We start from the raw sequence: 19,643 nt of genomic DNA on the forward strand, positions 1-19,643 counted from the left end.
CCCGAAAGGGATCCTCCTCATGACGTACTTGTTCACCCGACTCCTGCAGGGAGTCGTGGTCTTCTTCGGCACCTCGCTGCTCGTCTTCCTCGCGGTGTTCGCACTGCCCGGCGACCCCCTCGGAGCGCTGGCGGGAGACGCCGAGCTCAGCGAGACGGTCGTGCGCAACCTCGAGGCGCGCTACCACCTCGACCAACCGGTGCTCGTGCAGTACTGGTACTACATCACCGGGCTGCTGCAGGGAGACTTCGGCACCACCGTCACCGGCGAGAACGTCAGCGACATCTTCGCCCACGCCTGGCCCGTGACAATCCAGCTCGCCCTCACCGCATGGGTGCTCGAGCTGATCATCGGCGTGACGCTCGGCATCGTGGCCGCGCTGCGACCCGGCGGCATCGCCGACCGCATGGCGACGTCGGTGGCGATCCTCGCGCTCGCCATCCCCACCTTCGTGCTGGCCTTCTTCCTGCAGCAATGGTTCGGCCTGTCACTGGGATGGTTCCCCGTGGCCGGCGTCTCGGCGGGCTGGCCCCTGGCTTACCTGTTGCCCGCGTTCTGCATCGCCATGCTCGGTGTCGGTCCGATCGCGCGGCTGATGCGCACCAGCCTGCTCGAGACCGTCTCGGCCGACTACGTGCGCACCGCGAAGGCGCGGGGCATCAGCCCGCTGCGACTCAGCGGCCGCCACGTGTTCCGCAACGCCCTGGTGCCCGTCGTCACCTATCTGGGAGTCGACCTGGGGGCACTGCTGGGCGGCGCGGTCGTGGTTGAGGGCATCTTCAACCTGCCCGGGATCGGACGCGCGCTGTTCACCGCGATCAACACCCAGCAGGGTTCGGTCGTGGTCGGCATTGTCACCGCGGGCGTGCTCGTCGTGCTCGTGATGAACATCCTCGTCGACATCGCTCACAAACTCCTCGACCCCAGGATCGCGCCATGACACTCACCACCTCTCCCGACTCCACGGCCGTGATCGCGCTGGCCGAGACCCGGCCGACCATCTGGCACAAGCTGCGCCGCAACCCCGAGTTCTGGATCGGCGGAGTGCTCGTGGCCGCGTTCGTCGTGATGGCCGTGTGGCCGGCGGCGATCGCCGGGCTCTTCGGCAACGGCGACCCTGCGGCCTGCGATCTGAGCAACTCGCGCGTCGGTCCGGGCACCGAGCCCGGGCATCCGCTCGGCTTCTCGGTACAGGGCTGCGACCTGTTCACGACCGTGGTCTACGGTGCCCGCAACTCGGTGATCGTCGGCACCGTCGTCACCCTCGGCACGTCGTTGATCGCGGTCGTTCTCGGTGTGCTCGCCGGCTACTACGGCGGTTGGCTCGACGCCCTGCTCTCGCGTCTGTCCGAAGTGGTCATCTCGGTGCCGCTGCTGCTGGGAGCCGTACTGGTGCTCAACTCGGTCGAGGTGCGCAGCGTGTGGATGGTCTCTCTCGTGCTCATCCTGTTCTCGTGGCCGACCGCGATGCGCGTCATGCGCACCTCGACGATCTCGGTCGCCGGCCGTGGCTTCGTCACGTCGGCGAAATCACTCGGCCTGCCCACCTGGAAGATCCTCGGCACGCACGTCGTGCCCAACACGATCGGTCCGGTGATCGTGCTGGGCACCCTGCAGGTCGGCGCCGTGATCGCCACGGAGGCCACCCTGACCTACCTCGGCATCGGACTGCAGGCGCCGGCGTTCTCGTGGGGGCTTCAGCTCTCTCAGGCCGAACCGTACTTCGCCTCGGCGCCGCACCTGCTCTACGTTCCCGCGGTCGCGCTGACGCTGTGCGTGGCAGGGTTCGTGCTGCTGGGCGAGTCGATCAGGCAGGCCGGGTTCCAGACGACGCACGGCGCCGCCTGAGGCGGCCGCGCACCGTCTGGACCCCGTCGGGGATCAGACGGTGCGCATCGCCGGGTCGGGCAGGTAGACCTCGCCGCCCGCGGCGAGGAACTCCTGACTCTTGGCCTGCATTCCGGCGATCGCGGCCTGCGCCTCGGCGCTGCCGTACGTGTCGCGGATGTCCTGCGAGATGCGCATCGAGCAGAACTTGGGTCCGCACATCGAGCAGAAGTGCGCGGTCTTGGCCGGCTCGGCCGGCAGGGTCTCATCGTGGAACTCCTGCGCCGTGACCGGATCGAGGCCGAGCGCGAACTGGTCGTTCCAACGGAACTCGAATCGGGCCTTCGACAAGGCATCATCGCGTTCGGTCGCCCCCGGATGCCCCTTGGCGAGGTCGGCGGTGTGCGCGGCGATCTTGTACGTGATCACGCCGGTCTTGACGTCATCGCGGTTGGGAAGCCCGAGGTGCTCCTTCGGTGTGACGTAGCAGAGCATCGCCGTGCCGTAGCGGGCGATCTCGGCTGCGCCGATCGCCGAGGTGATGTGGTCGTAGCCGGGGGCGATATCGGTGGCCAGCGGTCCGAGAGTGTAGAACGGCGCGCCGTGGCACAGTTCCTGCTGGCGTTCGACGTTCTCGCGGATCTTGTGCAGCGGCACGTGACCGGGCCCCTCGACCATGACCTGCACGTCGTACTCCCAGGCCCGCTGCGTGAGCTCGGCCAGCGTGTCGAGCTCGGCGAACTGCGCGGCGTCGTTGGCGTCGGCGATCGAGCCGGGGCGCAGGCCGTCGCCGAGCGAGAACGCTACGTCGTAGGCCGCGAAGATCTCGCACAGCTCATCGAAATGGGTGTACAGGAAGTTCTCCTGGTGATGGGCGAGGCACCAGCCGGCCATGATCGATCCGCCGCGCGAGACGATGCCGGTGACGCGCTCGGCAGTCATCGGCACGTAGCGCAGCAGCACGCCGGCGTGGACGGTCATGTAGTCGACGCCCTGCTCGCACTGTTCGATCACGGTGTCGCGGTAGATCTCCCAGGTGAGGGCGTTCGCGTCACCGTCCACCTTCTCAAGGGCCTGGTAGATCGGCACGGTGCCGATGGGGATCGGCGAGTTGCGGATGATCCACTCCCGCGTGGTGTGGATGTCGTTGCCCGTCGACAGATCCATGAGAGTGTCGGCGCCCCACTTCGCGGCCCACTCGAGCTTCGCGACCTCTTCGCTGATCGAGCTGGTCACGGCGGAGTTGCCGATGTTCGCGTTGACCTTGACCAGGAACGCCTTGCCGACGATCATCGGCTCGGATTCGGGGTGGTTGACGTTGTTGGGAATGATCGCGCGGCCCGCGGCGATCTCGCTGCGCACCAGCTCGACGTCGCACTGTTCGCGCAGCGCGACGAACCGCATCTCGGGGGTGATGATGCCCCGGCGGGCGTAGTGCATCTGCGTCACGCGGTGGCCGGCCTTGGCACGGACCGGTACCGGTGTGCGCCCCTGCCATTGCTGCGAGGGTGCGCCGCGGCGCACGGCCGTGCGGCCGTCGTCTTCGAGGCGGTGCCCGCGGGCGGCGTACGTCTCGGTGTCGCCGCGCTCGGCGATCCAGGCGGACCGCCATGGTGCGAGCCCCTCCTCGGGGATGCTGCCGGGACCCATCGTGCGGTACACCTGCAGCGGGGGATTGGCCGAGCCGTCGGGCGAATCACTCTGCTGGATCTCGGTGACCGGAACGCGGATCCCGTGGGTCGCGTCTTCGAGCCAGGCGAGCCGGTGGGCGGGATGCTGCTCACTCGACTGCGGCGTCGCCGATGTCGAGGCGGCGGATGCCGAGGACGGGACTTCGGATTTCGGGGTGCGTGCAACCACGGAACTCTCTCACTTCCTACGCCGGTATCAACCGGATCAGGTTCGACGGTCTCAAGCGCGTCAGCTTGATCTCAGCCCTTCTCAGGGCACCCGTGTGGACAGTCCATGTGTACTACGGACGACGAAGGTGGGCAAATCCGGGTCGGCCACTCAGGTCGCGAGACGGCAGCCGGTGAGGATGACCGACAGATATGGTCCGTGCACCACGACGGCCATCAGGGCGAACGCGGCGGTCGCCGCGCCGAGCGCGATCGCGGGAACGAGCGACGCGCCGATGCGCGCGGGGGAGACCAGGTGCCCGATGCGATCGGGCCCTGCGGCATGCAGCACGACCCGATGGGGCGTCGGAGCGTGAGCGCCGACCGTGCCGCCGAGTTTGAGCAGTGCGCTGGCGAGGGCCGGGGTGCCCGCTCGGCGCGAAGCGGCCCGGTCGGCGGCGATCTCGAGGTACAGCGGCACGGCATTGCGGATCGCGGACATCAGCGGGAGCCGGTGCAGAGGAGCGATCACGGTCTCGAGCACGCCGAGTGCGAGGTGATGGCGTCCGTGCACATGCTCGCGCTCGTGAGCGATCACCGCGGCGAGCTCATCGGGGTGCAGGACTTCGAGAAGCCCGCGGGAGAGGACGATACCGCCGTGTCGGTGCGGCAGTGAGAACGCGGTCGGGCGCAGGTCGCGCGTGAGCATCACGCGGTGGCCGCCGACGATGCGAGAGTCGGCGCGAGCGGCGATATCGCGCGCGGTGGCCCGTGTCGCGCGGAGTCTGCGCACCCCGCGGAAGATCGCCGTCGCCACCAGAACCAGCGCCCCCGCGACAGGAAGCGCGATGAGCAGCGCGACGGGGACCACGGTGTCGACGAGGTCGACCGCGGGGAAGGGGGACGACGCGTCCAGGCACCGTTGGCACACGCCGGCCATGCCGCTCGGCAGCACGGTGGGGCCGCTGAGCACCCACGCGAGCAGCAGGCTGAGGGCGGCGGCCGCCACCAGCCAGAGTGCGCCTACCGCCAGCAGCAGCGTGACGGCGGCACGCGGTGCGCGCATGAGCGCCGGTGCCGCCGCGCGTATCACGAGCGGTCCCGCGACGGCGGTGGTCAGCAGCGCGACCGCCAGCACAGCCGGTACGAGCAGCGCTGTCATCGGTCGGGTTCTCTGCGTGCGAGGTAGTCGCGCAGCAGATCGCGTTCGCGTTCGTCGATCGCGTCGAAGAAGTGCAGGATCGCGGCGTCCCTGTCGTGGCTGGTGTCGAGCGCCTGCTCCATGAGCCGTGCAGCATGCAGCTCGCGCGTGCACCGGGCCGTGTACGTCACCGCGCGCGCTCGCCGCTCGGGGACCACCAGTTGCTTGCGCTCGAGGTTGCCCAGCACGGTGGCGATGGTCGTGTAGGCATGCTTGGCGCCGAGCCGTGTGATCACCTCGCGGATCGACAGCGGGCCGTCATCCCAGAGCGCGTCCATCACCTGCTGCTCCAACGCGCCGAGCCGCAACGGCCCACACGGCTGTGCCGCCGACCGATCCGGGCTCATGCCGTCACCGCTTGTGCACGTGGGGCGGGGAGCGGGCAGGCGACCTGGCCGCGCAGTCGCCAGACGGCGGCGACGGTGGAGAGGATCAGGGCGGCCGCGGCCAGCAGGGGCTGAGCGGGAGCGAACCATGTGAGCGCGCCGGTGTAGCCCAGGGCGATCAGGGCGATCTTGTTGCAGACGGGGCAGCCGACGGCGAACCAGGCGAGCATGCCGCCTGCGACCGCGAATCGACCGGTGCGGCGCTCCTCGCGCGATGAAGCGGCGCTCCCGGAACCCTCGTGCGATGCGTCGGGGGTGGGCGCTACGACATCGGCCGCCGAACGCTGCGGTTGGACGTAGGTGCCGATCAGCAGGCCGGTCACGGCCGAGGTGATCAGCCAGACCGGATAGTTCCACCAGACGGGTGGTATCTCGCGCGTGAACAGTCCGTTGGGAATGAGCACGGTGGCCACTCCGAGCACGATCGCGACCGCGACCGCCGACGCCGTCGCGATCAGGATCTGCCGCGTGCTCCACGACCGCAGTGCCTGCCAGGCGAGGGCGAGCGATTCTCGCAGAGCGGCGATTCGCCGACGGTTCCGGTGCATGTCTCTACTATGCCCGATAGGTTACTATCCTGCATAGTCGACTATGCAGGATAGTTGACGAGAGGAAGGGTGGCCGATGGGCGGGCATACGCAGAGATCACGACAGTCGGCACGAGGTATCCGCAGCTGGATCGCACCGGTGGGGATCCTGCTCATCGCTGGACTCCTGATCGCGCTGGTGATCCTGCAGATGCGACCGGACGCGGCGTCGGATGCCGGTGAACCGGCCACCGACGGCATCACGGTGGTGCCGGACGGGCTGCCTGACCTTACGCAGTTCGAGTACCGCGACGCCGACGACGTGCAGGCCGCCGGCCCGGTCGACGCCCCGGTCGGCCTCGTGGTGTATTCCGACTACCAGTGCCCGTTCTGCGCGAAGTGGGCGCAGAGCACGCTGCCGCGGATGATGGAGTACGCCGACGCGGGCGACCTGCGCATCGAGTGGCGCGACATCAACATGTACGGGGCGCCGTCCGAGCGTGCCTCGCTTGCCGCCCGCGCCGCGGGTCTCCAGGGCGAGTACTGGGCTTTCCACGACGCGCTCTACCCCGACGGCGAGATCCGCACCGAGGCAGAACTGAGTATCGAGGCACTCACCGGCCTCGCGGAGCAGATGGGGCTCGATGTCGATCGATTCTCGTCGGACATGGCCTCCGACGAGGTGAAGCAGATCGTCGCCGAACGGGCGCACGAGGCGCGGACCATCGGTGTGACGGGCACCCCGAGTTTTCTTCTCGACGGGCGTCCGATCGTCGGAGCGCAACCGACCGACATCTTCATCGATGCCGTCGAGAACGCACTGATCGAGGCGGACCGATAGATGGAGATCGGCTTCGTCACGGCACTGTTGGGTGGGATGCTGGCACTGCTGAGCCCGTGCAGCGCGCTGCTGCTTCCCGCGTTCTTCGCCTCGACCGTCGGTACGCGGCTGCAACTGCTGGCTCACGGCGGCGTGTTCTACCTCGGGCTCGTCCTCACACTGGTGCCTTTCGGGCTGGGGCTCGGGGCGCTCGGCTCGGTGCTGATCTCAGAACGCGGGCTGGTCATCGCGATCACCGCCGCCGTGCTGGTAGCCCTCGGCCTCATGCAGGTCTTCGGCATCGGGTTCGACCTGGCCCGGATCGTGCCGGGCATGGACCGCATGCAGCGGGGTGCCTCCACGCGCACGGGCTTCCTGCGCACGCTTCTGCTGGGAGCGGTCGGCGGGGTCGCCGGGTTCTGCGCAGGCCCGATTCTCGGCGCCATCCTCACGCTGGCGCTCGCGCAGGGCAGCCCGTGGGGTGCCGGCGCGATGCTCGCTGTCTACGGTGCGGGAATGGTCGGGCCCCTGGTGGTCATCGCCGCGCTCTGGCAGCGGATGGGCGACCGTGCGCGGCGGATGCTGCGCGGGCGCTCGTTCACCATCCTCGGACGGCAGTTCCACACCACGTCGGTGATCACCGGCACGATGATCGTCGCGGTCGGGGTGCTGTTCTGGACGACGAACGGTCTGGTCGCGATGCCCGCGCTCATCCCCACCGATGTGCAGTCCTGGATTCAGGAACGCGGCGCGTTGCTCGCCGACCCGCGGGTCGATGTCATCGCGATCGTCGTGGTGACAGGCATCGTGCTCACCGTCTGGGCGCTTCGCCATCGACGACGGTCGGAGCCTGCACACGAGCGGGACGCCGACGCGTCGCGACCGGTGCCGAGCACCAGCAAGCGGTGACGAGGTGCGCCGACCCCTGAGCATTGCGCTCACCGCCGGAGCCCTGATCGTCGCAGCGACCGCGTGCGCTGCGCCGCTCGGACCCTCGCGCCTCGAGTCGGCGCCGCGTCCGGTGGGGACGGCGGCGCCGGAACTGCCGGGTGCCCCGCTCGTGCTGCCGCCGCCGTTCGAGGGGATGCGGGTGATCGACCCCGGGTGGGATGCCCCGCCGCAGGCGGAGGACGGCATCTATCTGGCGCTGCGCGCCGAGCAGGACAGGATCGTGTTCTCTGCCGTCTCGGACCGGGGAACGGTGCTCTGGACAGCAGAGCGGCCGATGCTGTGCTCAGCGTTCGTCGTCTCTGGGGGAGCCGATCGCCCCCTCGCGATCCTGATGGACGTGGATGCCACAGAAGACGGGTTCGCCGGATCGAGCATCTCGGCGTACGACCTGCGTACCGGCGAGGAAGCTTGGGGGCCGGTCGCCGTGCCCGGGCCGCACATCGGTCCGGGGCTCGTGTTCGCCGCACCCCCGCCAGAAGCGATGGGACGCAGCGGGCCGCGAGTGGCCATCGACCCGGCAACCGGCGCGACGCTGGCCGACGAGTCCGACGAGAGCGTCAGGATCCTGGGCGAACGCGGTGGCATCGTGCTGCTCGGCGATCGCACCCGGGTCATCGCGCGCACGGCTGACGACCGTGAGCTCTGGGCCATCCCGCGGGAACAGCTCGGGTTGCCCGAGGGCCTGCAGCCCGCGTCAGCCGCCCTCGTGATCGACGGCGACACCGCGCTGCTCGGCGCGCACGAGCGCGGCCCCGACGACGGCGCCGTGCTTGTGGACCTCGAGACAGGAACCGTACTCTCGCGCACGGCACGGGCGACCGTCGTCGACGAGTCGATGGGCGTCCGCATCGTGCTCGAGCACGGGCTGCGTGCCATCGCGCCGACCGGGGAACAGCTCTGGGCGCGCGCGGCCGATGAGGGCGCAGCGCTCGTTTCCGCCGGACACGGTGCGGTGCACGTCCGCACCGACGAGGGCATCCGCGTGCTCGACACGATGTCGGGGCGGCGCCGGGCCCTGCTCGACGCCGACGCCGTCATTCCGCGGCAGATCTCCCTGTCGGGAAGCGGCGTCGTCGGCGACCACGACCGACCGCTGCTCATCATCGCGCGCTGACACAACGTATGCCGCATCGCGTATACCGCCCTGCGTAGCCTGAGACCAGCGATCGGCATCCGCCCTTGGCTTCCTGGCTCAAGGGCTCCGATCGGCAGGAGAACACCATCTCTCTCACTCAGGTCGACACGACCGAGACCATCCGTGGTCGCATCCGCCAAACCTACTCCGGCACAGCCGAGTTCCCGCCGATGGCGCGCGCCTACAAGGACGTGCTGCACGTCGTGAAAGAGACCGGGCTGCTGCATCGCACGCCGGTGTTCTACAGTCTCGTCGCCGCGGCGCTCGCCCTGGCGTTCGCCGGAGCGATCACCGGGTTCCTGCTGCTTGGCGACAGCTGGTTCCAACTGTTGATCGCGGCAGCACTCGGCATCCTGTTCACACAGGTCGCGTTCCTCGCGCACGAGGCCGCGCACCGGCAGATCCTCAGTTCGGGACCGGCGAACTTCCGACTCGCCCGCATCCTCGCCGGCATCGTCGGCATGAGCTACTCGTGGTGGGACTCCAAGCACACCCGGCATCATGGCAACCCGAACAAGGTCGGCAGCGACCCTGACATCGAGGTCGACACGATCTCGTTCCTCGACGACGACGCGGCGCGCTCGCGCGGCGTCGTGCGGTGGATCACCCAGCGCCAGGGCTGGCTGTTCTTCCCGCTGCTGACGCTCGAGGGGCTCAACCTGCACAGGCTGAGCTTCGCGCACCTGTTCTCGCGAGGCCCTGTCAAGGGGCGCTGGCTCGAGCTGAGCATCATCACCGTTCGGTTCGCCGTGCTGCTCGTGCCGCTGTTCCTGTTGCTCCCCGTCGGCATGGCCTTCGCCTTCTTCGGCGTGATGGTCGCGGTCTTCGGCGTCTACATGGGGGCCTCGTTCGCGCCCAACCACAAGGGCATGCCGATCATCGCCCGCGACGCGCGCCTGGACTTCTTCTCGAAGCAGGTGCGCACCTCGCGCAACATCTCGGGCGGCTGGTGGGCGACATGGCTGTTCGGCGGTCTCAACTACCAGGTCGAGCACCACCTGTTCCCGAGCATGTCGCGCCTGCATCTGTCGAAGGCGCGCGAGATCGTGCGCGACTACTGCTCGGCCAATGACGTGCCGTACACCGAGACGACCGTGCTGCGTTCGTACGGCATCGTCATCCGCTACCTCAACACCGTCGGCCTCGCAGCCCGCGATCCCTTCGACTGCCCGATCACGGCTCAGTACCGTCCCTCCTGAGCTCGTCGTCCCACCCGCGGGCGAGACGCCTCAGCCGTGCCACGCGCCATCGCCACATCACCCACAGCACCGGCGCCATTGGCACGGCGAACGCTCCGCCGATCCGCAGCTCATCGCACCAGCGGGCACGCCCGTCCGGTGCGTCGATGACTGTCATCTCGTGATTCCAGGTGCGCAGCAGCGCGAGCGGCCCCGACAGCGGGCATCCGGAATCGCGCATGGTGCGGCGGCCGGGCGCTGCCGGCACCAGATCGTCGACGGCGATCAGCTGCGAACCCACGGGGATCGCGCCCAGCAGACGCAACGAGACGCGCACACGGTCTCCTGAGGTGAACCGTTCGGGCGGTGCGCCATCCAACGGAACCATGCGCAGCAGCGGCGCGTACAGTCGCGCGGCAACGGCCGGGCGATGCGCGGCAGCCCACGCCGCATCGGCAGAGCAGTCCAGAGCGGTGTCGACACGAATGCGCATGACTTCATTGTCGCCGAGCGGCGATCCCCGTCGTCGGAGCGCTCGATAGCATGGGGCGATGACGACCCTGGTCTGGTTCCGCGACGATCTGAGAGTCGCCGACCACCCGGCACTGCACGCGGCCGCCGAATCGGGCGATGCGATCGTCGCCCTGTACATCCTCGAGGACGCCTCCGAGCACATCCGCGCCCACGGCGGCGCGGCGCGCTGGTGGCTGCACCACTCGCTGCGGGCGCTCGCCGACGCGCTCGCCGAGCGCGGCGTCCCGCTGATCCTGCGGCAGGGAGCGACCGAGGGCGTACTGGCGGATGTGGTCGCCGAGAGCGGCGCGCGCACCGTGCTGTGGAACCGTCGCTACGGGCAGGGCCGGCATCACGACGCCGCCCTCGTCGAGGCCCTCGGTGCGGACGGCATCCGTGTGCGCACCTTCATCGGCGACCTGCTCTTCGAACCTCACACCGTCGCCACGCAGGATGGCGGGGCCTACCGGGTGTACTCGGCCTTCTGGCGCGCCTGCACCGCCGAGCGGGAACCAGCCGGCCCGCTGCCCGCTCCGCGAGAGCTGACGCCCGCCCCTTCTCAGCCGCGCAGCGATGCGCTCGACGAATGGGCGCTGCTGCCGACATCACCCGACTGGTCGGGAGGCCTTTCCGAGCGCTGGACGCCGGGCGAGGCGGGGGCGCAGCGGCGGCTGGACGAGTTCCTGTCGCATCGTGCGGGACGCTACCGCGCTCGCGACTTTCCCGCGGAGGACAACTGCTCGGAGCTCTCGCCCCACCTGCGCTGGGGCGAGATCAGCCCGCGCTCGGTGTGGCATGCGGCGGTGGACGCGACCGGTGACATCGGCCTGTTCCTGTCAGAACTCGGCTGGCGCGAGTTCGCAAAGCACACCGCGTTCCACTTCGGACCGTTGCACGCGAGGAACCTCAACCGCCGCTTCGACGCGTTTCCCTGGGTGACCGACTCGCACGGCGAGGTCGCCGCATGGCAGCAGGGGCGCACCGGGTTCGGCCTGGTGGATGCCGGAATGCGCGAGCTCTGGCAGACGGGCTTCATGCACAACCGGGCGCGGATGGTGACCGCCTCGCTGCTGACGAAGAACCTGATGACCCACTGGCGGGTGGGAGAAGCCTGGTTCTGGGACACCCTCGTCGATGCCGATGAGGCGAGCAATCCGTTCAACTGGCAGTGGGTCGCCGGGTGCGGCGCCGACGCCGCACCGTACTTTCGGATCTTCAACCCCGAGCTGCAGCAGCAGAAGTTCGATTCGGATGGTCACTACGTGCAGCGATGGGCGCCCGACAGTGACGCCGTGCTGCGGATCATCGACCTGAAGGCGTCCAGAGCGCGAGCCCTGGACGCCTACCAGTCGCTCAGCGGCTGAGCCCGGGCGTCCTACGCCGTGCGGTGCGCGCGGTAGTAGTCCAGCAGCGCGCGCGTGGACGGGTCCTGTGCGGCCACGGCATCGGTATCGCCCGCGATCGCCGGGGCGATCTGCAGCGCCAGCTGCTTGCCGAGCTCGACACCCCACTGATCGAACGAGTTGATGCCCCACACCGTCCCCTGCGTGAAGGTGATGTGCTCGTACAACGCGATCAGCTGACCGAGCACCGCCGGGGTGAGCGCCGGGGCGAAGATCGACGTGGTCGGCCGGTTGCCCTCGAACGTGCGCGCGGCGACCAGGGCCCCGGTCGTGCCCTCGGCCTCGACCTCGGCGGCGGTCTTGCCGAACGCCAGTGCCTTGGTCTGCGCGAGGAAGTTGGCCAGGAACAGGGCGTGTACGTCCTGCCCGTCGTCGCTCAGCGGGTACGCGGGGTTCACGAACGCGATGAAGTCGGCGGGGATCAGCCGCGTGCCCTGGTGGATCAGCTGGTAGAAGGCGTGCTGGCCGTTGGTGCCGGGCTCGCCCCAGAAGACCTCGCCCGTATCGGTGGTCACCGGGGTGCCGTCCCAGCGCACCGACTTGCCGTTCGATTCCATCGTCAGCTGCTGCAGGTACGCGGGGAACCGGCTGAGCTGCTGCGCATACGGCAGCACGGCGTGGGTCTGCGCGTCAAGGAAGTTGACGTACCAGATGTTGAGCAGCCCCATCAGCACCGGTACGTTGCGCTCCAGCGGGGTGGTGCGCACGTGCTCGTCGACGGCGTGGAACCCCGCGAGCAGTTCGTCGAACGCATCCGGGCCGAGCGTGATCGCCAGTGACAGTCCGATCGCCGAGTCGACCGAGTACCGTCCGCCCACCCAGTCCCAGAAGCCGAAGGCGTTGGCCGGGTCGATACCGAACTCGGCGACCTTGTCGAGTGCGGTCGACACGGCGACGAAGTGGTGCGCGACAGCATCCGTCCGGCTCTCGTCGCTACCGTCGATCGCGTCGGATGCTGTCAGTCCCGCCCACAGCCAGTCGCGCGCGAGGCGCGCGTTGGTCAGCGTCTCGAGGGTGGTGAACGTCTTCGAGGCGACGATGAAGAGCGTGGTCTCGGGGTCGAGATCGGCGGTTTTCTGGGCGAGGTCGGTCGGGTCGATGTTCGACACGAAGCGCGCCTCGATCCCCGCGTTGGCGTAGGGCTTGAGCGCCTCGTACACCATGACGGGGCCGAGGTCGGAGCCGCCGATGCCGATGTTGACCACATGCGTCACCCGCTTGCCGGTCACACCCCGCCACTGACCCGAACGCACGCGGTCGGCGAACGCCGACAACGCACCGAGCACCTCATGCACGTCGTGGTCGATCTGTTGGCCGTCGACGACAAGGGTCGGCTCCGCACCGACCGGCCGACGCAGTGCGGTGTGCAGCACGGCGCGGTCCTCACTGGTGTTGATGTGCGCGCCGGTGAGCATCGCGGCGTAGCGGTCGGCGACACCGGTCTGCTCGGCCAGGGCGACGAGCGCGGCGAGCACATCATCGGTGACGAGGTTCTTCGACAGGTCGACATGCAGGTCGGCCAGCGGCAGCGAGAGCCGCTCGGCGCGCTCGGGGTCGTCGGCGAACCAGCCGCGCAGGTCGGGTGAGAAGCCGTCGCGGAGGGCCGCGAGGTCGGCCCAGGCGGGAGTGGTGACGGGGTCGATCGGCGCTGTCATGCTCCCCACGTTAGCGCCAGCCGTACGCCGCATCGTCGGTGTTGCACGCTAGCGTTGAGCCCATGACGCGCGCCCCCGGTACCCCGTTGATCACCGTCGACGAGCTGCGTGAGCACCTCGATGCCGTGCACGTGCTCGACGCCCGCTGGCAGCTCGGGCGCAACGACGGCCGCGAACAGTACCTGGCCGGCCACATCCCCGGCGCCGTCTTCATCGACGTCGAAGGCGATCTCTCGCGACACGGCGAGCCCCACGAGGGGCGCCACCCGCTGCCCGCGGATGCGGCGCTCGCGGCGGCGGCACAGCGCTGGGGCATCGACGAGGGCGACACTGTCGTCGTCTACGACGACCATCGGATGCTGGCGGCCTCGCGCACCTGGTGGGCACTGCGCCGTGCGGGACTGACCGATGTGCGCGTGCTCGACGGCGGATGGCCGGCCTGGCTGGCTGCCGGCGGCGCGACCGAGACCGGAGACGTGGTCGTGGCACCCGGAGACGTGCGGCTGGAGCATCCCGCCGATCGCGGAACCATCGACACCCGTTCAGTGGCCTCGTGGCCCGATGCCGGCGTGCTGATCGACGTGCGTGTCGCCGAGCGCTACCGCGGTGAAACCGAGCCGATCGACCCGATCGCCGGGCACGTACCGGGTGCGAAGAACCTGCCGATCGGCAATCTGCTCACCGGCGACGGGCGCTTCCTGCCGGCATCCGACATCGCGGACGCGTTCGACGCGGTCGGCGCCACGGGTGCCGTGCCCATCGCGTCGTACTGCGGATCGGGAATCACCGCCGCACAGTTCGCCTTGGCTGGAGCCATCATCGGCCGCGACGTCACCGTGTACCCGGGGTCGTGGAGTGCCTGGTCGAATACTCCGGGTGCGCCGGTCGCGACCGGCGACGCCTGAGAACCGATCCGATACGGCACGTCGCCGGGATACCCTGAGACCATGCCGATCCTGTTCTCGCTGATCACCATCGGACTGATGGTGTTCGCCGTCGTGGACATCATCCGCCGCGACGACTCCGACGTGCGGTACCTGCCCCGCATCGTGTGGCTGCTGCTGGTGATCCTGCTGCCGTTGCTGGGCAGCGTGCTGTGGTTCGCGCTCGGGCGGGTGTACCCCGAGGGCGGTATCCGTCTACCGCGCCGCCGGCCCAAGCCATCGCAACAGCAGGCGCCGGCTGCGCCGGCCATGCCGATCGACACGCGCACCACCGAGCAGCAGATCGCCGACCTCGACCGCGAGATCGAGGAATGGCGGCTGCGCGAGGAGATCGAGAAGCGCAAGAAGGAGCACGGCGGCTCCTCGACCGGCCCGGAGACGCAGGAGGGCTGAGCCCTCACCCCTCCGAGAACGACGCGCGCAGCGCCTCGTCGAGATCCGGATGCCGGAACGTGTACCCCGCTGCGCTGAGCTTCGCCGGCAGCGCCCAGCGGCTCTTCAGGATCAACTCGGTCTCGGTGCGGATGCCCAGGGCGCCGATCTCGAGCATCCACCGCGGCGTCGGAGGACCGAAGCGCACCCCGAGCGCGCGGCGCACAGCCGCCATGAAGGCGCGGTTGTCGACCGGCGCGGGTGAGGAGGCGTTCACGGGGCCGTCCAACTGCGGCTGCTGTTCGAGGAAGTCGATGATGCCGAGCACATCATCGACGTGGATCCAGCTGAACCGCTGACGCCCGCCGCGGGCGCCGGGATCGTGGGCCGTTCCCGCCTCTCGCCGCGCACGCGAGACCGGCCACCAACCGTCGAGCTGCGTGCCGCCGAGCCCGACGCGGGCGAGCCGGCGCAGCGGGCCCAGCACGCCCGCATCGCCCAGCACGATCGCCGTGCGCAGGGCGACGCGCCGGGTGTGCGGCAGATCCCGCTCGTACAGCGCACGCTCCCAGGCCTTGGCAACCTCGACCGAGAAGCCGGTGCCGAGCTCGCCGTCGTCCTCGGTCATCGGACGGTCCTCGGCATGACGGTAGATCGTCGCCGTCGAGGAGTTCACCCACAGGGGCGGGGGAGCGGATGCCCGGGCGATCGCTGTCCCCAGCGCAGCCGTGGTCTCCAGACGCGAGCGGAAGATCTCGGCGCGGTTGGCGGGCGTGTAGCGGCAACTCACGCTCTTGCCCGCGAGGCCGATGACCAGACCGGCACCGTCCACCGCGGCGTCGATTCCGGGCTGGTCGTCCCAGGTGAGGTCTGCGCCCGAGCGCGAGATCGTGACGACCTCTCGCCCCTCGGCTCGGTACGCGTCTTGCAGATGTCGGCCGATGAATCCTGTCGAACCGCCGATCACGACCCGGCTCATGCGACGCGCTCGATGCGATAGGTGAAGACGCCCTCGTACTCGTAGATGCGCCCGATCAGCGGCATATCGACGGTGAGCGCGACGCGTTGGTTGCCGGCCTGCTTCTCGGCGCTCTCACGCAACCGCACCACCGGGGCGATCAGACGGGGAAGACGCACACGCACGCGGCCCAGACGGATGCCCACCCTGCGGCTGCGCAGCGCCAGCGCATCCTCATCGACCGACACGTCGAACACCGCCGAGAGCGTCACGGGCTCACCGAGTTGGTCGAGCACGCGACCGTGTGCGCCGGCCGAGACCGAGTCGGTCATCGTCCAGTCGCCGTCGGGCAGATGCAGCGTGCGCTCGCTGACCACCCGGCCGGCGACGCTGAGGTTGCGGATCGTGAACGGCACATCGTGATGCCAACCGGCGTGCACGACACCGTGACGCTGCAGCATGCGCAGCACCGGCCACAGCCACCGCTTGGGCGTGCCCACGCGTGAGAAGGTGCCCTTACCGACGCCGACCTGACCGCAGGGCGTCGCCGCGAAGTACATGCGCAGAGCGGGATGCAACGCCCCGCGCTGCCCGCCCAAAGCCCGCAGGTACGGTGAATGCGGAACGTGTTCCATGCTTCGAGCGTAGCCCGGTGTCAGAGGTGACCTCTCACGCCTCGCGCAGGCGGATCATGCGCTCGTGACCTTCTTCGGACAGCTCAGAGACGTCGTTGCGCGACTTGAGGAAGTCGTTGAACGACCGGAACCCGAGCGCCTTCTCGCTGAACGAGGGATCCATCCGTCGCATCTGCGTCTTCACCGCAGACGCGTGCAGCCACTCATCGGCATCCGCCTTGTCGTGGCCGAGTCGCAGCGCCCGCTCCAGCAGCGCGGTGGCCTCGGTCTGCTCGTCGGTCTTCGCCGACGAACGGGCGCGACGTGTCTTGGCCGCGGCCTTCGTTTCTGGACGGCTCTTGGCGTCCTTGGCCGTGGCGCCGGCGGCAGCATCCGCCTTCTGCGCGGGACGCACGACGCCGGGCAGAGAATCGTACGAATCGAACTCGTCGCATGCCGCGGCGAGCGATTTCGCCGTCGACCCGGCGACCCCCACGCCGACGACGTACCGGCCCAGTCTCCGGCACCGCTGCGCCAGCGGCACGTAGTCGCTGTCACCGGCGACGATCACCACATGGGTGAGATCGGGCAGCCGGAACATGTCTTCGACGGCGTCGACCGCCAGACGGATGTCGGCGCCGTTCTTGGCGTACGCGGCCGCGGGGAAGAGCTGTACGAGGTCGACAGCCCTGGCCACCAGCTGAGAACGGTACTCGGCGTTGATCGGCGACGACCAGTCGGCGTAGGCCCTGGTCAGCACGAGCGTGCCGAACGACGAGGCGTAATCGATGATCGCACCGACCTCGATCGCCGCCTGCTTCAGCCGCTCGGCCACCTCGGGGTCGTTCGGGTTCTCGGCGATGCGCTGGCGATCCTTGCCGTAGGCGTTGCGGCCGTGCACCCGGTCGTACCAGCCGATGACGATGTTGTCGAAATCGAGGTAGACGGCGACGCGTCCGCTGCTCTCGGCCATGATCAGCGCTCGCTCGGGTAGGTCACGCCGATCTGGCGGCGGATCTCATCGAGTGTGCCCATGATGGCGACGCTCTCGGCGACGGGCAATGCCAGGATCGAACCGGCCGGTTCTCCGTGTGCGACGGCGTCCTCGGCCGCGAAGGCCTGGTACTGCATCCCGCGTCCCTCGACCTGCGAGACGTACTCCTCGATGACCGTGCCGTCCGGCGCGATGACCCGGAAGGTCGTGGGGGCGTAGAAGATCCGGTCGATCTCGATGCGGGCATCCGTGCCGACGATCGCCGCGGTGTTCGGGCCGGCCGCGCGCGAGGACGAGACGCTCGTCGATACCGCGCCCCCGGCGTGCGTCATGAGCGTGGCGACCTCGGCATCGGCGCCGGTCTCGATCAGACGCGCCGTCGCCTGGATCGACTCGGGTGCGCCCAGCACATCCCAGATGAATGAGACCGGGTAGATGCCCAGGTCGAGCAGCGCGCCGCCGCCCAGCTCGAGCGCGTTCAGGCGGTGTGCGGGGTCGGTGGGCAGCTTCTGGGTGTGGTCGGCGAACACCGTGCGGATCTCACCGAGAGTGCCCGCGGCGAGGATCTCACGGATGCGCACCATGTGGGGCAGGTAGCGGGTCCACATCGCCTCCATGACGAGCAGGCCCTTCTCAGCGGCGAGCGCCTGCAGGTCTTCGGCCTCGGCGCGGTTCACGGTGAACGCCTTCTCGACCAGGGCGTGCTTGCCGTGCTCGAGCGCGAGACGGGCGTCGGCATGGTGCATCGGATGGGGCGTTGCGACGTAGATGATGTCGACTTCGGGGTCGGCCGCGAGTGCCTCGTACGACCCGTGTGCGCGGGGGATGTCGAAGCGTGCGGCGAACGCGTCGGCCGACTCCTGACTGCGCGAGCCCACCGCGACGAGGTCGAGACCGGCGGTGCGCAGGTCGGATGCGAAAGCGGCGGCGATGCCGCCCGTGGCGAGGATGCCCCAGCGAAGTCCAGTCATGGGTTCAGCGTACCGGGGTGGGCACGCGGTGCGTCAGGCCAGCGCGAGCGCTCGATCGAGGTCGGCGATGAGGTCGGCCGGGTCTTCGAGCCCGGCCGAGACGCGGATCGTGGTCAGCGAGATACCCGCGGCGGCGCGCTGGTCGGCGGTGAGGTGGCCGTGGGTCATGGATGCCGGGTGCGCGACCAGGCTGCGGGCGTCGCCGATGTTCGCCACCAGGCGGAAGACGCGCAGCGCGCCGAAGACCTCGGCGACCCGGTCGAACGAGGTCTCATCCTGTGGCCCGGCGAGGTCGAACGAGAACACCGAGGGTACTCCGCGCGGCAGGTAGCGTTCGGCGAGCGGATGCCACGGGCTGCCCGGCAATCCGGGATGGTGCACGGCGCTGACCGCGGGGTGTGCGGCCAGGTGCTCGGCGACCCGCTGCGCGGTGGCGCTCTGACGCCCGACGCGCAGGTCGAGGGTCTCGATGCCCTGCAGGATCTGCCACGCGTTGAACGGTGAGATCGACGGGCCGAGGTCGTGCACGTACTTCGATTTGACCAGCGCCGCGAACGCCTGGCCCTGACCGAAGCGGTCCCACAGCACCATGTCGCCGAAGCGGGAATAAGGGCCGGTGAACTGCGGCCAGCGGGCAGCATCCGCACCGAAGTCGAACGTGCCCAGGTCGACCACGACACCGCCGAGCGAGCTGCCATGCCCCGAGAGGAACTTCGTCGCCGAATGCACCACGAAGTCGGCGCCGTGCTCACCCGGTCGGATCAGGTGCGGTGTGCCGACGGTGCTGTCGATCACCAGGGGCACCCCCGCCTCGTGCGCAATGTCGGCGACCGCGCGAACATCGAGCACCTGGGCGATCGGGTTGGCGACCGTCTCGGCGAACACCACCCGCGTCTGCGGCGTGATCGCGTCGCGCCACGCGTCGAGGTCGTCCTGGTCGACGAACGTGACGCCGATGCCGAAGTCGTCGAGCGTCTCCTGCAACAGGTCGATCGTGCCGCCGTACAGCTGATGCGCGGCGACGATGTGTCCACCGCGATGCGCCAAGGCCAGCAGTGTGACAGCGACGGCAGCCTGCCCCGAAGCGACCGCGACCGCGCTGACGCCGCCTTCGAGCAGAGCCACGCGCTCTTCGAGGATCTGCTGGGTGGGGTTGGCGTTGCGGCTGTAGATGATGCCCGCCTTGCGCAGCGCGAACAGATCGGCCGCCTCGGCCAGTGACGAGAACTCGTACGCCGCCGTCTGATGAATCGGCGGCACGGCGCCTACGGCAGTGGATGCCGCATAGCCGGCCTGCACCTGTGCCGTGGCGAAACCCGTCGGCGCATCGAGAGTGGTCATGGCTCCCATCATCTG

At 69.3% G+C, this 19,643-nt stretch carries 20 protein-coding genes and 1 riboswitch; of the genes, 9 read left to right on the plus strand and 11 right to left on the minus strand.

Annotation, left to right across the window (positions count from 1 at the left end; genetic code table 11):
- Window positions 1-19: 19 nt before the first annotated feature.
- Entirely contained in the window at window positions 20-940 is a 921-nt protein-coding gene (locus tag JF543_RS13010; RefSeq protein ID WP_206551655.1) for an ABC transporter permease, read from the plus strand.
- A complete protein-coding gene (locus tag JF543_RS13015) occupies window positions 937-1,848 on the plus strand; it encodes an ABC transporter permease (protein ID WP_206551656.1) in 912 nt (303 codons plus the stop codon). Before JF543_RS13010 ends, JF543_RS13015 begins: the two co-directional genes overlap by 4 nt.
- A 33-nt stretch (window positions 1,849-1,881) precedes the next feature.
- On the opposite strand, the gene thiC is transcribed toward JF543_RS13015, so the two are convergent.
- The 4 genes from thiC to JF543_RS13035 form a co-directional block, all read right to left on the minus strand.
- A complete protein-coding gene (gene thiC / locus JF543_RS13020; RefSeq protein ID WP_179410274.1) occupies window positions 1,882-3,687 on the minus strand; it encodes a phosphomethylpyrimidine synthase ThiC in 1,806 nt (601 codons plus the stop codon).
- A riboswitch (TPP riboswitch) is annotated at window positions 3,684-3,791 on the minus strand. (Overlaps the previous gene by 4 nt.)
- Window positions 3,792-3,837: 46 nt before the next feature.
- The gene (locus JF543_RS13025; RefSeq protein ID WP_242519755.1) at window positions 3,838-4,827 is read right to left on the minus strand and encodes a M56 family metallopeptidase; all 990 of its coding nucleotides are present in this window, start codon (window positions 4,825-4,827) and stop codon (window positions 3,838-3,840) included.
- Window positions 4,824-5,213: a BlaI/MecI/CopY family transcriptional regulator gene (locus JF543_RS13030; protein ID WP_206824682.1), complete on the minus strand. Its 390-nt coding sequence runs from the start codon at window positions 5,211-5,213 to the stop codon at window positions 4,824-4,826. Before JF543_RS13030 ends, JF543_RS13025 begins: the two co-directional genes overlap by 4 nt.
- A complete protein-coding gene (locus JF543_RS13035; protein WP_179410277.1) occupies window positions 5,210-5,800 on the minus strand; it encodes a hypothetical protein in 591 nt (196 codons plus the stop codon). Before JF543_RS13035 ends, JF543_RS13030 begins: the two co-directional genes overlap by 4 nt.
- A gap of 139 nt (window positions 5,801-5,939) precedes the next feature.
- Here JF543_RS13035 and JF543_RS13040 point away from each other — a divergent pair, with 139 nt between their 5' ends.
- The 4 genes from JF543_RS13040 to JF543_RS13055 all read left to right on the plus strand — a co-directional run bounded on the left by JF543_RS13040 (window position 5,940) and on the right by JF543_RS13055 (window position 9,884).
- Window positions 5,940-6,620 (plus strand): DsbA family protein, encoded by a 681-nt coding sequence (locus JF543_RS13040; RefSeq protein WP_347401165.1) that lies wholly within the window; start codon window positions 5,940-5,942, stop codon window positions 6,618-6,620.
- Window positions 6,621-7,508: a cytochrome c biogenesis CcdA family protein gene (locus JF543_RS13045; protein WP_206824686.1), complete on the plus strand. Its 888-nt coding sequence runs from the start codon at window positions 6,621-6,623 to the stop codon at window positions 7,506-7,508.
- 4 nt (window positions 7,509-7,512) lie between these two features.
- Entirely contained in the window at window positions 7,513-8,664 is a 1,152-nt protein-coding gene (locus JF543_RS13050; RefSeq protein WP_206824689.1) for a hypothetical protein, read from the plus strand.
- A gap of 191 nt (window positions 8,665-8,855) precedes the next feature.
- Window positions 8,856-9,884 carry a fatty acid desaturase family protein gene (locus JF543_RS13055; RefSeq protein ID WP_206824841.1) on the plus strand — a complete coding sequence of 343 codons (1,029 nt, stop codon included), beginning with the start codon at window positions 8,856-8,858 and terminating at the stop codon, window positions 9,882-9,884.
- Here JF543_RS13055 and JF543_RS13060 read toward each other — a convergent pair.
- The gene (locus tag JF543_RS13060; protein ID WP_206824691.1) at window positions 9,859-10,356 is read right to left on the minus strand and encodes a hypothetical protein; all 498 of its coding nucleotides are present in this window, start codon (window positions 10,354-10,356) and stop codon (window positions 9,859-9,861) included. The genes JF543_RS13055 and JF543_RS13060 overlap by 26 nt on opposite strands.
- 58 nt (window positions 10,357-10,414) lie before the next feature.
- Here JF543_RS13060 and JF543_RS13065 point away from each other — a divergent pair, with 58 nt between their 5' ends.
- Complete coding sequence (locus JF543_RS13065; protein ID WP_206824693.1) at window positions 10,415-11,740, plus strand: cryptochrome/photolyase family protein; 1,326 nt, start codon at window positions 10,415-10,417, stop codon at window positions 11,738-11,740.
- Window positions 11,741-11,751: 11 nt separating this feature from the next.
- Here JF543_RS13065 and pgi read toward each other — a convergent pair whose 3' ends face one another.
- Window positions 11,752-13,434, minus strand: coding sequence for a glucose-6-phosphate isomerase (gene pgi, locus JF543_RS13070; RefSeq protein ID WP_206824698.1), 1,683 nt, complete (start codon window positions 13,432-13,434; stop codon window positions 11,752-11,754).
- Window positions 13,435-13,496: 62 nt separating this feature from the next.
- Between pgi and JF543_RS13075 the strand changes: the two genes are divergently transcribed.
- Both JF543_RS13075 and JF543_RS13080 read left to right on the plus strand, forming a co-directional pair.
- Window positions 13,497-14,339, plus strand: coding sequence for a sulfurtransferase (locus JF543_RS13075; protein WP_206824699.1), 843 nt, complete (start codon window positions 13,497-13,499; stop codon window positions 14,337-14,339).
- A 42-nt stretch (window positions 14,340-14,381) separates the two neighbouring features.
- Window positions 14,382-14,771 carry a PLDc N-terminal domain-containing protein gene (locus JF543_RS13080; protein WP_206551668.1) on the plus strand — a complete coding sequence of 130 codons (390 nt, stop codon included), beginning with the start codon at window positions 14,382-14,384 and terminating at the stop codon, window positions 14,769-14,771.
- A 4-nt stretch (window positions 14,772-14,775) separates the two neighbouring features.
- Here the strand turns inward: JF543_RS13080 and JF543_RS13085 are convergent, their stop codons facing one another.
- The 5 genes from JF543_RS13085 to JF543_RS13105 are packed head-to-tail and all read right to left on the minus strand — an operon-like array spanning window position 14,776 to window position 19,628.
- Window positions 14,776-15,729 carry an epimerase gene (locus JF543_RS13085; protein WP_206822102.1) on the minus strand — a complete coding sequence of 318 codons (954 nt, stop codon included), beginning with the start codon at window positions 15,727-15,729 and terminating at the stop codon, window positions 14,776-14,778.
- On the minus strand, window positions 15,726-16,343 hold the full coding sequence (locus tag JF543_RS13090; protein WP_206824705.1) for a DUF4166 domain-containing protein: 618 nt from the start codon (window positions 16,341-16,343) through the stop codon (window positions 15,726-15,728). Before JF543_RS13090 ends, JF543_RS13085 begins: the two co-directional genes overlap by 4 nt.
- Window positions 16,344-16,377: 34 nt before the next feature.
- The gene (locus tag JF543_RS13095; protein ID WP_206824706.1) at window positions 16,378-17,295 is read right to left on the minus strand and encodes an NYN domain-containing protein; all 918 of its coding nucleotides are present in this window, start codon (window positions 17,293-17,295) and stop codon (window positions 16,378-16,380) included.
- A 2-nt stretch (window positions 17,296-17,297) separates the two neighbouring features.
- On the minus strand, window positions 17,298-18,287 hold the full coding sequence (locus tag JF543_RS13100) for a Gfo/Idh/MocA family protein (protein ID WP_206824707.1): 990 nt from the start codon (window positions 18,285-18,287) through the stop codon (window positions 17,298-17,300).
- A gap of 33 nt (window positions 18,288-18,320) precedes the next feature.
- On the minus strand, window positions 18,321-19,628 hold the full coding sequence (locus tag JF543_RS13105; RefSeq protein ID WP_242519756.1) for an O-acetylhomoserine aminocarboxypropyltransferase/cysteine synthase family protein: 1,308 nt from the start codon (window positions 19,626-19,628) through the stop codon (window positions 18,321-18,323).
- Window positions 19,629-19,643: the final 15 nt, after the last annotated feature.

Source organism: Microbacterium esteraromaticum (assembly GCF_017303215.1).
Lineage (GTDB): Bacteria > Actinomycetota > Actinomycetes > Actinomycetales > Microbacteriaceae > Microbacterium > Microbacterium esteraromaticum_C.

What these genes read in the sequence shown, in the direction of transcription:
- JF543_RS13010 (WP_206551655.1), top strand. Translation starts at nt 20, where the DNA reads ATGACGTACTTGTTCACCCGACTCCTGCAGGGAGTCGTGGTCTTCTTC.
- JF543_RS13015 (WP_206551656.1), top strand. Translation starts at nt 937, where the DNA reads ATGACACTCACCACCTCTCCCGACTCCACGGCCGTGATCGCGCTGGCC.
- JF543_RS13025 (WP_242519755.1), bottom strand. Translation starts at nt 4,827, where the DNA reads ATGACAGCGCTGCTCGTACCGGCTGTGCTGGCGGTCGCGCTGCTGACC.
- JF543_RS13030 (WP_206824682.1), bottom strand. Translation starts at nt 5,213, where the DNA reads ATGAGCCCGGATCGGTCGGCGGCACAGCCGTGTGGGCCGTTGCGGCTC.
- JF543_RS13035 (WP_179410277.1), bottom strand. Translation starts at nt 5,800, where the DNA reads ATGCACCGGAACCGTCGGCGAATCGCCGCTCTGCGAGAATCGCTCGCC.
- JF543_RS13045 (WP_206824686.1), top strand. Translation starts at nt 6,621, where the DNA reads ATGGAGATCGGCTTCGTCACGGCACTGTTGGGTGGGATGCTGGCACTG.
- JF543_RS13055 (WP_206824841.1), top strand. Translation starts at nt 8,856, where the DNA reads ATGGCGCGCGCCTACAAGGACGTGCTGCACGTCGTGAAAGAGACCGGG.
- JF543_RS13060 (WP_206824691.1), bottom strand. Translation starts at nt 10,356, where the DNA reads ATGCGCATTCGTGTCGACACCGCTCTGGACTGCTCTGCCGATGCGGCG.
- JF543_RS13065 (WP_206824693.1), top strand. Translation starts at nt 10,415, where the DNA reads ATGACGACCCTGGTCTGGTTCCGCGACGATCTGAGAGTCGCCGACCAC.
- pgi (WP_206824698.1), bottom strand. Translation starts at nt 13,434, where the DNA reads ATGACAGCGCCGATCGACCCCGTCACCACTCCCGCCTGGGCCGACCTC.
- JF543_RS13075 (WP_206824699.1), top strand. Translation starts at nt 13,497, where the DNA reads ATGACGCGCGCCCCCGGTACCCCGTTGATCACCGTCGACGAGCTGCGT.
- JF543_RS13080 (WP_206551668.1), top strand. Translation starts at nt 14,382, where the DNA reads ATGCCGATCCTGTTCTCGCTGATCACCATCGGACTGATGGTGTTCGCC.
- JF543_RS13085 (WP_206822102.1), bottom strand. Translation starts at nt 15,729, where the DNA reads ATGAGCCGGGTCGTGATCGGCGGTTCGACAGGATTCATCGGCCGACAT.
- JF543_RS13090 (WP_206824705.1), bottom strand. Translation starts at nt 16,343, where the DNA reads ATGGAACACGTTCCGCATTCACCGTACCTGCGGGCTTTGGGCGGGCAG.
- JF543_RS13095 (WP_206824706.1), bottom strand. Translation starts at nt 17,295, where the DNA reads ATGGCCGAGAGCAGCGGACGCGTCGCCGTCTACCTCGATTTCGACAAC.
- JF543_RS13100 (WP_206824707.1), bottom strand. Translation starts at nt 18,287, where the DNA reads ATGACTGGACTTCGCTGGGGCATCCTCGCCACGGGCGGCATCGCCGCC.
- JF543_RS13105 (WP_242519756.1), bottom strand. Translation starts at nt 19,628, where the DNA reads ATGACCACTCTCGATGCGCCGACGGGTTTCGCCACGGCACAGGTGCAG.